The organism is Citrobacter sp. RHBSTW-00017, assembly GCF_013797615.1.
In the GTDB taxonomy this organism is placed as follows: Bacteria; Pseudomonadota; Gammaproteobacteria; order Enterobacterales; family Enterobacteriaceae; genus Citrobacter; species Citrobacter braakii.
This window is the reverse complement of the sequence record NZ_CP056899.1, coordinates 3540353-3553461: the sequence shown is the minus strand read 5'-3', so window position 1 is coordinate 3553461 and position 13109 is coordinate 3540353. Positions and strand designations below refer to the sequence as shown.

13 protein-coding genes are annotated in these 13109 nt (G+C 53.2%); 3 read left to right on the top strand and 10 right to left on the bottom strand.

Annotation, left to right across the window (positions count from 1 at the left end; all coding sequences use genetic code 11):
- The first annotated feature begins 64 nt into the window (after window positions 1–64).
- Both HV037_RS17295 and HV037_RS24830 read left to right on the top strand, forming a co-directional pair.
- Window positions 65–1045: an IS5-like element ISKpn26 family transposase gene (locus HV037_RS17295; protein ID WP_000019445.1), complete on the top strand. Its 981-nt coding sequence runs from the start codon at window positions 65–67 to the stop codon at window positions 1043–1045.
- Entirely contained in the window at window positions 1027–1239 is a 213-nt protein-coding gene (locus tag HV037_RS24830) for a hypothetical protein (RefSeq protein ID WP_308457821.1), read from the top strand. Before HV037_RS17295 ends, HV037_RS24830 begins: the two co-directional genes overlap by 19 nt.
- A 6-nt stretch (window positions 1240–1245) precedes the next feature.
- Here the strand turns inward: HV037_RS24830 and rihA are convergent, their stop codons facing one another.
- The 10 genes from rihA to miaB all read right to left on the bottom strand — a co-directional run bounded on the left by rihA (window position 1246) and on the right by miaB (window position 11728).
- Entirely contained in the window at window positions 1246–2181 is a 936-nt protein-coding gene (gene rihA / locus HV037_RS17290; protein ID WP_103283620.1) for a pyrimidine-specific ribonucleoside hydrolase RihA, read from the bottom strand.
- 116 nt (window positions 2182–2297) lie between these two features.
- Complete coding sequence (gene gltL / locus HV037_RS17285; RefSeq protein ID WP_003022754.1) at window positions 2298–3023, bottom strand: glutamate/aspartate ABC transporter ATP-binding protein GltL; 726 nt, start codon at window positions 3021–3023, stop codon at window positions 2298–2300.
- Complete coding sequence (gene gltK, locus HV037_RS17280; RefSeq protein ID WP_003022757.1) at window positions 3023–3697, bottom strand: glutamate/aspartate ABC transporter permease GltK; 675 nt, start codon at window positions 3695–3697, stop codon at window positions 3023–3025. Before gltK ends, gltL begins: the two co-directional genes overlap by 1 nt.
- Entirely contained in the window at window positions 3697–4437 is a 741-nt protein-coding gene (gene gltJ, locus HV037_RS17275; RefSeq protein ID WP_016152241.1) for a glutamate/aspartate ABC transporter permease GltJ, read from the bottom strand. Before gltJ ends, gltK begins: the two co-directional genes overlap by 1 nt.
- Before the next feature lie 288 nt (window positions 4438–4725).
- A complete protein-coding gene (gene gltI / locus HV037_RS17270; RefSeq protein WP_016152242.1) occupies window positions 4726–5634 on the bottom strand; it encodes a glutamate/aspartate ABC transporter substrate-binding protein GltI in 909 nt (302 codons plus the stop codon).
- Window positions 5635–5991: 357 nt separating this feature from the next.
- Window positions 5992–7530: an apolipoprotein N-acyltransferase gene (gene lnt, locus HV037_RS17265; protein WP_047415146.1), complete on the bottom strand. Its 1539-nt coding sequence runs from the start codon at window positions 7528–7530 to the stop codon at window positions 5992–5994.
- 24 nt (window positions 7531–7554) lie between these two features.
- Entirely contained in the window at window positions 7555–8433 is an 879-nt protein-coding gene (gene corC / locus HV037_RS17260; RefSeq protein ID WP_005121418.1) for a CNNM family magnesium/cobalt transport protein CorC, read from the bottom strand.
- A 162-nt stretch (window positions 8434–8595) separates the two neighbouring features.
- Window positions 8596–9063, bottom strand: coding sequence for an rRNA maturation RNase YbeY (gene ybeY, locus HV037_RS17255; RefSeq protein ID WP_003835559.1), 468 nt, complete (start codon window positions 9061–9063; stop codon window positions 8596–8598).
- Window positions 9060–10106, bottom strand: a complete 1047-nt coding sequence (locus HV037_RS17250) for a PhoH family protein (protein WP_019076268.1) — start codon at window positions 10104–10106, stop codon at window positions 9060–9062. Before HV037_RS17250 ends, ybeY begins: the two co-directional genes overlap by 4 nt.
- Window positions 10107–10297: 191 nt before the next feature.
- A complete protein-coding gene (miaB, locus tag HV037_RS17245) occupies window positions 10298–11728 on the bottom strand; it encodes a tRNA (N6-isopentenyl adenosine(37)-C2)-methylthiotransferase MiaB (protein WP_016152245.1) in 1431 nt (476 codons plus the stop codon).
- Window positions 11729–11873: 145 nt separating this feature from the next.
- Here miaB and ubiF point away from each other — a divergent pair, with 145 nt between their 5' ends.
- The gene (ubiF, locus tag HV037_RS17240) at window positions 11874–13049 is read left to right on the top strand and encodes a 3-demethoxyubiquinol 3-hydroxylase (protein WP_016152246.1); all 1176 of its coding nucleotides are present in this window, start codon (window positions 11874–11876) and stop codon (window positions 13047–13049) included.
- The last annotated feature ends 60 nt before the right edge of the window (window positions 13050–13109 follow it).

The window sequence follows — 13109 nt, the reverse complement described above, 5'->3', positions numbered from 1 at the left end:
GGTGCGAACAAGTTCCTGATATGAGATCATCATATTCATCCGGAGCGCATCCCAGAGGGACATCATGAGCCATCAACTCACCTTCGCCGATAGTGAATTCAGCACTAAGCGCCGTCAGACCCGAAAAGAGATTTTCCTCTCCCGCATGGAGCAGATTCTGCCATGGCAGAATATGACCGCTGTCATCGAGCCGTTTTATCCCAAGGCGGGCAATGGCCGACGGCCCTATCCGCTGGAGACCATGCTGCGTATTCACTGCATGCAGCATTGGTACAACCTGAGCGACGGTGCCATGGAAGATGCCCTGTACGAAATCGCCTCCATGCGCCTGTTTGCCCGATTATCCCTGGATAGCGCCCTGCCGGATCGCACCACCATCATGAATTTCCGCCACCTGCTCGAGCAGCATCAACTGGCCCGTCAATTGTTCAAGACCATCAATCGCTGGCTGGCCGAAGCAGGCGTCATGATGACCCAAGGCACTTTGGTGGATGCCACCATCATTGAGGCACCCAGCTCTACCAAGAACAAAGAGCAGCAACGCGATCCGGAGATGCATCAGACCAAGAAAGGCAATCAGTGGCACTTTGGCATGAAGGCCCACATTGGTGTCGATGCCAAGAGTGGCCTGACCCACAGCCTGGTCACCACCGCGGCCAACGAGCATGACCTCAATCAGCTGGGTAATCTGCTTCATGGAGAGGAGCAATTTGTCTCAGCCGATGCCGGCTACCAAGGAGCGCCACAGCGCGAGGAGCTGGCCGAGGTGGATGTGGACTGGCTGATCGCCGAGCGTCCCGGCAAGGTAAAAACCTTGAAGCAGCATCCGCGCAAGAACAAAACGGCCATCAACATCGAATACATGAAAGCCAGCATCCGTGCCAGGGTGGAGCACCCGTTTCGCATCATCAAGCGGCAGTTCGGCTTCGTGAAAGCCAGATACAAGGGGCTGCTGAAAAACGATAACCAACTGGCGATGTTATTCACCCTGGCCAACCTGTTTCGGGTGGACCAAATGATACGTCAGTGGGAGAGATCTCAGTAAAAACCGGAAATAACGCCAGAAATGGTGGAAAAAATAGCCTAAATAGGCTGATTCGATGTGTTTGCGGGAAAAAAATCGGCCCAGATCCGCGAAATTTTAATCAGCGAGTCAGCTTGGGAAGAAATGACCTGCTTATTCGCACCTTCCCTAACAGTAAAATCGCTATGATTCAACATAGCGATCTTACTCAATGATAAATTTCAGGCGTAAAATTTCAGACGCTCCGCTAGCAAATCGACAAACCCCTGGCGATCCACGTCCACCATTACGGTGGCGTTTGGCTTATTGCCGCTCAGGAAGTAGTAGTCAACCACGGTCATTCCCTGGGTGTATTTGCCCTGAGTTTCCACACCAACCCAGCGTTCAACGGTGGTAAACAGTTCAGGTTTCAGCAGCCAGGCAATGGTGCATGGATCGTGCAGCGGCGCGCCAATAAATCCCCATTTTTCATCTTTGTGATATTCAAAGAAGAAGTCGAGTAGCTCAGCAACGATTGTCGAAATGGGATTGCCGATAGCGCGGAACCGTTCGGTATCTTCACGATGTATTTGCGCTTTATGCGTGACATCCAGTCCAGCCATCACCACCGGAATGCCCGACTGGAACACGATCTCAGCGGCTTCTGGATCCACGAAGATGTTGAACTCGGCGGCGGGCGTCCAGTTTCCGAGGCCCATTGCACCACCCATGATCACGATACGGGCAATTTGGGGGTGCAGTTCAGGATGGCTATTCAGTAGCAATGCCACGTTAGTTTGCGGCCCGGTGGAGACAATCGTCACGGGTTCCTGACTGTTACGCAGGGTTTTCGCCATCAATTCCACGGCGGTACAGTCCTGTGGAGCAAAAGCGGGTTCAGGCAGCGCCGGGCCATCAAGCCCGCTCTCACCGTGGACGTTATCGGCAATTATCAGGTCGCGCATCAGCGGTTTGACTGCACCACCGGCCACTGGGATATCCGTGCGGTTGAGCAACGTTAACATACGCAATACGTTACGCAGTGTTTTGTCGGGGGTCTGGTTACCGGCAGAGGAGGTTATCGCTTTCACATCCAGTTCAGGTGAAGCGAGGGCGAGAACAATTGCGATAGCGTCGTCATGACCTGGATCGCAATCAAACAGGATAGGAAGTGCCATTGTTGCTCCTTGTAAGTGGGACTTTGTGACAAGGTTAACGCTGGGCTATGCCTGTTTCGAGAAGTGAAGAGATAAATCGTGAGGTGGCGCGCACATGGAGGTGCGCGCCAGCAAAATTAGTGCAGGATTTTCGCGAGGAAGTCTTTGGCACGGTCTGATTTTGGATTAGCGAAGAACTCTTCTTTCGGTGAGTCTTCAACAATCTTCCCTTCATCCATGAAGATCACCCGGTTCGCCACTTTACGCGCAAAGCCCATTTCGTGGGTAACCACCATCATGGTCATCCCTTCATTGGCCAGTTCAACCATGACGTCCAGTACTTCGTTGATCATTTCTGGGTCGAGCGCTGACGTCGGTTCGTCAAAGAGCATGGCGATAGGATCCATGCACAGCGCCCGGGCGATGGCGACACGCTGTTGCTGGCCCCCGGAGAGCTGAGCTGGAAACTTCTCGGCATGCGCTGACAGACCAACGCGTTCCAATAACTTTTGCGCCTTGTCGCGGGCCGGCTTTTTATCGCGTTTAAGCACTTTTACCTGCGCCAGAGTCAGGTTCTCAATAATCGACAGATGCGGGAACAGTTCAAAGTGCTGGAACACCATGCCAACGCGAGAGCGCAGTTTGGCCAGATCGGTCTTTTTATCATTCACCACGGTACCATCAACGGTGATGACGCCCTGTTGTACCGGCTCCAGCCCGTTCACCGTTTTGATAAGCGTTGATTTACCTGAACCTGACGGGCCGCAGACCACCACCACTTCACCTTTTTTCACTTCCGTGGAGCAGTCGGTCAGCACCTGAAAGTGACCATACCATTTAGAAACATTTTTCAGGGTAATCATTAAACTGTCCTTTTCTTCAAATAGCTGACCAACAACGATGCGCTCAGACTGAATACAAAATAAACGGCGCCAGCAAACAGGATCATTTCAACCTGCGTGCCGTCACGCTCGCCAATGGTGGAGGCGGTACGGAAGAAGTCTGCCAGACTCAATACATAGACCAGCGAGGTATCCTGGAAGAGTACGATGCCCTGGGTAAGCAGCAGCGGCACCATCGCGCGAAATGCCTGCGGCAGAATGATGAGCTTCATCGACTGCCAATGGGTCATCCCCAGCGCCAGCGCGGCACTGGACTGCCCGCGAGAAATACTCTGGATACCGGCGCGTATAATCTCGGAATAGTACGCGGCTTCAAACATCGAAAATGCGACCATCGCTGAGATCAGGCGAATATCGGTTTTTGGCGACAGACCCAGCACGTTTTGCAGGAAGCCGGGCACAATCAGGTAGAACCACAGCAGCACCATCACCAGCGGAATGGAGCGGAATACGTTGACGTAGCCCTTCGCAAACCAGGCAATTGGCGCGAAGCTGGACAGACGCATTACTGCAAGGATGGTCCCCCAGACGATACCAATGACGACTGCCGTGACGGTGATTTTCAGCGTGATGATCAGCCCATCCAGCAGATACGGCAGGGAAGGGACGATAGAACTCCAGTCAAATTCGTACATTATTTGCCTCCCAAATTGCCAGGCAGGCGGATTTTGCGTTCGACGAGATTCATCACCAGCATGATGACGGCGTTAATCAGTACGTAGGCCAGAGTGATGGCCGTAAACGATTCCCATGCGTGGGCGGAGTAATCCAGTAGTTTACCCGCTTGCGCAGCCATATCGACCAGGCCGATAGTGGAGGCGATCGCGGAGTTCTTTACCAGGTTCATCATCTCCGAGGTCATTGGCGGAACAATCACGCGGTAAGCGTTTGGCAGCAGAACATAGCGGTAGGCCTGCGGTAACGTCAGCCCCATCGCCAGCGCGGCATTTTTCTGTCCGCGAGGCAAAGACTGAATAGCGGCACGAACCTGTTCGCAGACGCGCGCAGCGGTAAACAGCCCCAGACAAAGCATGGATGAGAGGAAGAACTGAATGTTGGGATCCAGTTCTGACTTAAACCACATCCCGATGTTTTCCGGCAGCAGTTCAGGAATGACCAGATACCAGGTAAAAAACTGGACGATGAGCGGAACGTTACGAAACAGCTCGACGTACAGCGTGCCGATCCCGGAAAGGAAACGATTTGGTACGGTACGTAAGATGCCGAATAAAGAGCCGATGAGGAAAGCGATAACCCAGGCGGTGATAGATAACGCGACAGTGACCTGGAAACCACTCCAGAGCCAGCCGAGATAGGTGGTGTTGCCGAACGGGGCTTGTTGTAAAAAAATACCCCAGTTCCAGTCTATAGACATAAATCTACTCCAGAAAAAAAAGGGTAGCAGCGCTACCCCCGAAGATTGTTATTCAGCGTTTTGCGGTTTTCAGGCCTGATGGGGAACGACCATCAGGCTTATAGTCTGTCCGTGCTGAGTAGCAATCGAGAGGGAGGGGAAGCCTCCCTGATTACACTTCATCCTTCAAGATATCTCGTTGTTGGCTGCCTTTATTCATCCCGGTTACTTACTCATGTAAGCGCCCGGGAATTCGCTCAGTTGCCGCCTCGATATAACTTGAAAGGTTTTGTGTACTCTTCTAATTAATTAGTTAAGCGCTTTATCATTCGGTTCTTTGAACAGGGCTTTCATCTCGTCTGATAGTTCGAAATTCATGTTCAGGTTCTTCGGTGGAATTGGATTTTTAAACCACTTATCAAACCATTTCTCAGCTTCGCCGGAGGTCTGCGCTTTGGCGATAGTGTCATCCATCAGCTTTTTGAACTGAGGGTCATCTTTACGCAGCATGCAGCCGTAAGCTTCCTGAGACTGTGGCTTGCCGACGATCTCCCAGTTGTCTGGTTTCTTCGCCTTCGCGCGCTCGCCAGCCAGCAGGGCGTCATCCATCATAAAGGCAACGGCGCGGCCGCTTTCCAGAGTACGGAAAGAGTCACCGTGGTCTTTCGCGCTGATGATGCGCATATCCATTTTTTGTTCTTCATTCAGCTTGTGCAGCAGCACCTCTGAGGTGGTACCCGAGGTCACGACTACGGCTTTACCTTTCAGATCGGCGAAATCTTTGACGTCGCCGCCTTTTTTCGCCAGCAGACGAGTACCAACAACGAAAATGGTGTCAGAGAAAGCCGCTTGTTTTTGGCGCTCGACGTTGTTGGTGGTGGAGCCACATTCAAAGTCGAAGGTGCCGTTTTGCAGCAGCGGGATACGGTTTTGTGAAGTAATCGGGATCAGCTTCACCTGCAGGTCAGGCTTGTTCAGTTTTTTCTTCACGGCTTCAACGATCGCGTTGGAGTAATCCTGTGAATAACCGACCACTTTTTGTTGATTATCGTAGTAAGAAAACGGTACCGATGATTCACGGTGGCCGACCACAATCACGCCGTTTTTGGCGATCTTGTCCAGCGTGCTGCCTGCCGCTGGTGCTGCGTCTTCTGCGTGCGCCAGACCGGCGGACATTCCCATGACCAGCATGGCAGTGGCGAGCTTACGTAATTGCATATCCAACTCCTTTATCGTCTGCGCCAGGGACGCATTGATACCCATTGTGATGTTGTTATTGTTTGCTACTGAAACGTGCAGTCTTGTATATGTTTGTTAACATTTAGTTTGGATGAATGTAAAGAATTTGCTGTTTTATTGTTTATTTTTGCGAAGTGCGCCGCACCATTTGGGGGCAAAAATATCTTGTTGCACTTTTCAGGTGCTACCGGCGCTCAACGTTGGTGCGACCAGGTTGCACATTCAGCCAAAACTGCATTTGTCTTGTAGAACAAAGCAATAGACGTGCCAGAATGGGGCGCGGGAAATGTTTTGTGGGCCGGATAAGCGAAACGTTATCCGGCCGGGAAAGGAAGGTTACTTACGACGCTGGCGCAGGCTCATTACCACCGCACCAAAGCCAAACAGCGCGGTAAGCAGCCAGAGCGGCCAGTTACCGGTACGGGCATAAGGGGTTAAGCCCGTCGTTGGCGTCACGCTGGTGGTCAGGACCTGGCGGGTAAACTGCGGGATCATCGCCTGAATCTCACCCTGTGGACCAATCACCGCCGTAATACCGTTATTGGTGCTACGCAGCAGAGGGCGCGCCAGCTCGAGGGAACGCATACGCGCCATCTGGAAGTGCTGCCACGGGCCGATGGATTTACCAAACCAGGCATCGTTGGAAATCGTCAGCAGGTAGTCCGTATCCGGGCGGAAATTATCCCGTACCTGTTCGCCAAGAATGATTTCATAGCAGATGGCAGCCGTCAGCTTAAAGCCGTGCGCATGCAGCTGTGGCTGCACATAAGGCCCACGGCTGAAAGACGACATTGGCAGGTCAAAGAACGGCGCTAACGGGCGCAGGATCGATTCCAGCGGGACGAACTCGCCAAACGGTACCAGATGGTTTTTGTTGTAGCGGTTGCTGGAATCGTAACTGTACGGGCTGTCTTTACCCAGCGTGATGATGGTGTTGTAGGTGTCGTAACGATTCTGCTTGTTCAGACGTGCGTCAACGATACCGGTAATCAGCGTGCTGTTTTTCGATCTCAGCAGGCCATCCATCATGCCCAGAAAACGCTGCTGATTAATTTCCAGGTCCGGAATAGCGGATTCTGGCCAGATGATCAGCTGTGATTTGCCCATCTCAGGCTGGGTGGCGTCGAGATAAATCTTCAGGGTGTTGAGTAACTGACCTTCATCCCATTTGAGCGACTGCGGAATGTCGCCCTGCACCATCGAGACCTGAGTGGTTTTTTCCGGCTCAAGCGTGTACCACTGGATATAGCGCAGCGGAAAGGGCAGAGCAAAGAGCACTAGCGCGGCAATCAGCGGCTTCCAGTTACGCGTCACCAGCGCCAGCGCCAGCAGGCCGCTAACCACCATCAGCAGGAAGTTAATCGCCTCAACGCCCATTACCGGAGCCAGCCCTTTTAACGGACCGTCGATCTGACTGTAGCCGAACTGTAGCCACGGGAAGCCGGTCAGTACCCAGCCGCGCAGGAATTCGGTTATTTGCCAGACGACCGGCGCGGCAATCGCCACGCGTATCCAGGTGGTTTTCGGCCACAGACGCGCCAACACGCCAGCAAACAGGCCGGTGTAGAGGGAAAGGTATGCGGCAAGCAGAACCACGAGGAACACATTAATGGGGCCCGGCATACCGCCAAACTGCGCGATGCTGACGTAAACCCAGTTGATGCCGGAGCCAAACAGCCCCAATCCCCAGAAGTAGCCGATTGCGGCAGACTGGAGCGGACGGCGATTGAAGGTAAGAGCCTGCAAGCCCATCAGCGAAACGATCGCAGCGGGCCAGATGTCATACGGAGAGAAAGCCAGCGTCCCGCAGGCACCGAATAATAACGCCAGCAGCAGGCGAATGCGCTGGCGTTCAATTAATGGGGCAAATGCCATGTAGTCTTAGATCCAGTTTCGGGTTTATTCGTCCAGTTTGGGCTGGGGTGAGTCGTCCGGAATTCTGACATGAACCTGAATAATACGACGGCTGTCGGCCATTGCCACTTTGAACTGGTAACCATCAATGTCGATAGTCTCCCCGCGCGCGGGCAGATGACCAAAGGCCTGCATAACCAGCCCGCCGATGGTATCTACTTCTTCGTCGCTAAAATGGGTGCCGAAAGCGTCGTTGAAGTCTTCAATCGGCGCCAGAGCGCGAATGGTCCAGGTGTGGCGACTGAGCTGACGGAAATCGATATCGTCTTCTTCGTCGTACTCATCTTCAATTTCACCCACGATCAGTTCAAGGATGTCCTCAATGGTCACCAGACCTGAGACACCGCCGAATTCGTCGATGACGATAGCCATATGATAACGCTGGGAGCGGAACTCTTTCAGCATGCGGTCAACTCGCTTGCTTTCAGGTACGACAACCGCCTGGCGTAACACTTTCTCCATGCTGAAGGCTTCGGCATCGCTGCGCATAAACGGCAGCAGATCTTTGGCCATCAGAATCCCTTCAATGTGATCTTTGTCTTCGCTGATCACCGGGAAACGCGAGTGGGCAGACTCGATAATGACATCGAGACATTCGTCCAGGGTCTGGTTGCGTTTCAGGGTAATCATCTGAGAGCGAGGGATCATGATGTCGCGCACGCGTTGGTCCGCAATATCCATCACCCCTTCGAGCATATCGCGCGTATCTTCATCGATAAGGTCGTTTTGCCCGGAATCACGGATCAGCTCCAACAGTTCGTCGCGGTTTTTTGGTTCACCGTGGAAAAGTTGGCTCAGTAACAGGGAGAAAAATCCCTTTTTGCTGTTTAAGGTGTCACTACTGTGTGAATTGTCGTCGCTCATGGCGTCGTATGGGTTCTCATGTTAGTTAATACAAAGCTCGTCATGCGTATATTCAGCTGTTGACGGCATGTCTCTTCATCGTACTTCAAACCAGGTAAGCCGGATAAGGCGCAATACCTGATGGCGGCTGCGCCTTATCAGGCTTACAAGATTTCGAAATGCTTATTCTTTCTCGGCAATGTACGGATCCTCATAGCCCAGAGCAAGCATAATCTCTGTTTCGAGGGATTCCATCTCTTCCGCTTCATCGTCTTCGATATGGTCGTAACCGAGTAAATGCAGGCTACCGTGCACCACCATATGCGCCCAGTGGGCTTCAAGCGGTTTGCCTTGTTCCTGCGCTTCTTTCTCGACTACCTGACGGCAGATGATCAAATCGCCCAGCAGCGGCATTTCAATGCCCGGCGGGGCTTCAAACGGGAAAGAGAGTACGTTGGTTGATTTATCTTTCCCGCGATAGGTCAGGTTCAGCTCGTGGCTTTCCGCGTCATCGACCAGACGAATGGTAACTTCAGACTCTTCCTGAAACTGTGGGATCACCGCATCCAGCCAACCCTGAAACTGACTTTCTGTTGGTAAACCGGATTCGTCTTCACATGCCAGCTGTAAATCGAGAATAACCTGACTCATTTTTGTTCCTGCTCCTGAGCTTCGCGCTTGCGTTCTGCAGCCAGCTCGGCTTTGCGTTTCTGTTCTGCTTCTTCCCAGGCTTCATACGCCGTGACGATACGGGCGACCACCGGGTGGCGAACCACGTCTTCGCTATGGAAGAAATTAAAACTAATTTCGTCAACTTCAGCCAGCACTTCAATGGCATGACGCAGACCGGATTTGGTGCTTCGCGGCAGGTCAATCTGGGTGATATCGCCGGTGATAACCGCTTTGGAGTTAAAGCCGATACGGGTCAGGAACATTTTCATCTGTTCGATGGTGGTGTTCTGGCTCTCATCAAGAATGATGAACGCATCGTTTAATGTACGACCGCGCATGTAGGCCAGCGGCGCAACTTCAATGACGTTCCGCTCAATCAGCTTTTCGACCTTCTCAAACCCGAGCATTTCGAACAGTGCGTCATACAGCGGTCGTAAGTAGGGATCGACTTTCTGGCTGAGGTCACCCGGCAGGAAGCCGAGTTTTTCGCCCGCTTCCACTGCCGGACGGGTCAGCAGGATTCGACGGATCTCCTGACGCTCAAGCGCATCGACCGCAGCGGCAACCGCAAGATACGTTTTACCCGTACCCGCAGGGCCAACGCCAAAGGTGATGTCGTGGTCGAGGATATTCGCAATGTATTGTGCCTGGTTCGGCGTACGCGGCTTAATTACCCCGCGCTTGGTTTTGATGTTCACCGCTTTGCCAAATTCCGGCACGCTGTCTGCGCTTTGCTCAAGCACTCGCGCTTCTTTAATTGCCAGATGAATTTGTTCAGGCTCAATGTCCTGCGTCTGACCGCGCATTGGGGCAGTATCGACGTACAGGCTACGTAAAATATCTGCCGCCGCGGTGACGCAAATTGGGCGACCGGTCAGCTTAAAGTGGTTATCACGGCGGTTAATTTCGATGCCGAGGCGACGTTCCAGCTGCTTGATGTTGTCATCAAATGGGCCGCAAAGGCTCAACAGGCGGGCATTGTCTGCGGGTTCAAGTGTGATTTCACGAGTGTCTATGTTCAAACTGTTCCTCTTTTGCATGTCTTGCCGGACGCTGAACATTTACCGGCATCTAAGGAAATTATTCACGCCATGGGGGAAAGGCGCAAGCATTGCGATAAATATGGGGATGATGAGGTAGATTACAAGGCCCGCCGGGGCAGCGAGCCCAGAAGAGTAAGCCCGATAAGCGTAGCGCCATCGGGCATTGAAGATTAAGGCTGATAAATACCGACGCCCAGATCGTTTTCTTTGCGGGTACGCGCAATAACCGACTCAGGGGATTCAGCGATGCGCAGACCCATTTCGTCTTCGGTGCGCACCACTTTACCGCGCAGGGAGTTCGTCCAGACATCGGTAATTTCTACATCCACGAACTTACCGACCATCTCCGGGTTGCCTTCAAAGTTCACCACTCGGTTATTTTCGGTACGGCCAGACAGTTCCATGATGCTTTTACGCGATGTGCCTTCAACCAGAATGCGCTGGGTCGTGCCGACCATGCGACGGCTCCAGGCCATGGCTTGCTGGTTAATACGCTCCTGCAGAATATACAGGCGCTGTTTTTTCTCTTCTTCCGGCACGTCGTCAACCATATCGGCGGCAGGGGTGCCAGGACGCGCTGAGAAGATAAAGCTGTAGCTCATGTCAAAATTGACGTCTGCAATCAACTTCATGGTCTGCTCGAAATCCTGCGTGGTTTCGCCTGGGAAGCCAACGATGAAGTCGGAGCTAATCTGGATATCCGGACGCGCTGCGCGCAGTTTGCGGATGATCGCTTTATATTCCAGCGCGGTATGGGTGCGCCCCATCAGGTTCAGTACGCGATCTGAACCGCTCTGTACCGGCAGGTGCAGGAAGCTCACCAGTTCTGGCGTGTCACGATACACTTCAATGATATCATCGGTGAATTCGATCGGATGGCTGGTGGTGAAGCGGATACGGTCAATGCCATCGATCGCCGCGACCAGCCGCAGCAGATCGGCAAAAGATCCGATCGTGCCGTCGTAGTTCTCACCGCGCCAGGCGTTCACGTTTTGTCCCAGCAGGTTCACTTCACGCACGCCTTGCGCCGCAAGCTGGGCGATTTCAAACAGGATATCGTCCGCCGGACGGCTTACTTCCTCACCGCGGGTGTATGGCACCACGCAGTAAGTACAATATTTATTACAACCTTCCATGATTGACACGAAAGCGCTTGGACCTTCAGCACGCGGTTCCGGTAGGCGGTCGAATTTTTCGATCTCCGGGAAACTGATATCAACCACCGGGCTACGGGTGGTACTTCCACGCACTTTGTTAATCATTTCCGGCAGACGATGCAGGGTTTGCGGCCCAAAAATAATATCGACATAGTGCGCGCGTTGGCGAATATGGTCGCCTTCCTGAGACGCAACACAGCCACCGACACCGATGATCAGCTTGGGGTTTTTCTCTTTTAACAGCTTCCAGCGGCCCAACTGATGGAAGACTTTTTCCTGAGCCTTCTCACGGATAGAGCAGGTATTCAGCAGCAGCACATCCGCTTCTTCGGCCACGTCGGTCAGTTGATACCCATGGGTGGCATCCAGCAGATCGGCCATCTTCGATGAATCGTATTCGTTCATCTGACAGCCCCAGGTTTTAATATGGAGTTTTTTGGTCATCGACTTGCTCTTGCGAAATTGTGGCTGAAATGCAGGGCGCATAGTGTACTGCTTTGGCGCGGTTGTGACCAGTATGACGGATGTCAGCCTCAAGGGGTAAAAAATCCTGTAAACTTACACAATACATGTAACAGGATAATTGACCATGACAAATCAACCAACGGAAATTGCCATTGTCGGTGGGGGGATGGTCGGCGGCGCGCTGGCGCTAGGACTGGCGCAGCATGGATTTACGGTAACGGTCATTGAACATGCCGTTCCCGCGCCGTTTGTGGCTGACGGACAGCCAGATGTCAGAATTTCGGCCATCAGCTCCGCCTCCGTGTCGTTGCTAAAAGGGCTGGGCGTCTGGGATACGGTTCAGGGGATGCGCAGCCACCCTTACCGTCGTCTGGAAACGTGGGAATGGGAAAATGCCCATGTGATGTTTGATGCCGCCGAGCTTAAGCTGCCCTTGCTGGGCTATATGGTGGAAAACACAGTCCTGCAACAGGCGCTCTGGCAGGCTCTGGACGTTCACCCCAAAGTCACGCTGCGCGTGCCTGCGTCGCTGATCTCTCTGCATCAACATAACGATCGGCATGAGCTTGAGCTGGCTGGTGGCGAAAAAATCAGCGCGAAGCTGGTCATCGGCGCCGATGGCGCAAATTCTCAGGTGCGGAAAATGGCCGGGATTGGTATCCATGCCTGGCAGTATGCGCAGTCCTGTATGTTGATAACCGTGCAGTGCGAGAATTCGCCGGGAGACAGCACCTGGCAGCAATTCACCCCTGACGGTCCGCGCGCATTTTTACCGCTGTTTGATAACTGGGCCTCGCTGGTGTGGTACGACTCACCGGCGCGTATCCGCCAGTTGCAAGGTTTGAATATGTCGCAACTGCAGGCGGAGATCGCCAAACATTTCCCATCGCGACTCGGTAACGTTACGCCTGTGGCAGCGGGGGCATTCCCGCTAACGCGCCGTCACGCGCTGCAATATGTGCAGCCAGGACTGGCGCTGGTGGGTGACGCCGCGCATACCATTCATCCGCTGGCGGGGCAGGGCGTTAATTTGGGGTTCCGTGATGTGGATGCGCTGATTGACGTGCTGGTGAATGCGCGCAGCTACGGTGAGTCCTGGGCAAGCCAGCCGGTGCTGAAGCGCTATCAGAACCGTCGCATGACTGACAATTTCATCATGCAAAGCGGCATGGATCTGTTCTACGCAGGATTTAGCAACAACCTGCAGCCGCTGCGTATCATGCGTAATCTTGGGCTAATGGCCGCAGAGCGCGCCGGTATGTTGAAACGTCAGGCACTCAAGTACGCGTTAGGATTGTAATTCAGACAGGCCTACAGAGAACGTTGTAGGCCTGGTAAGCGTAGTGCCATCAGATAATAA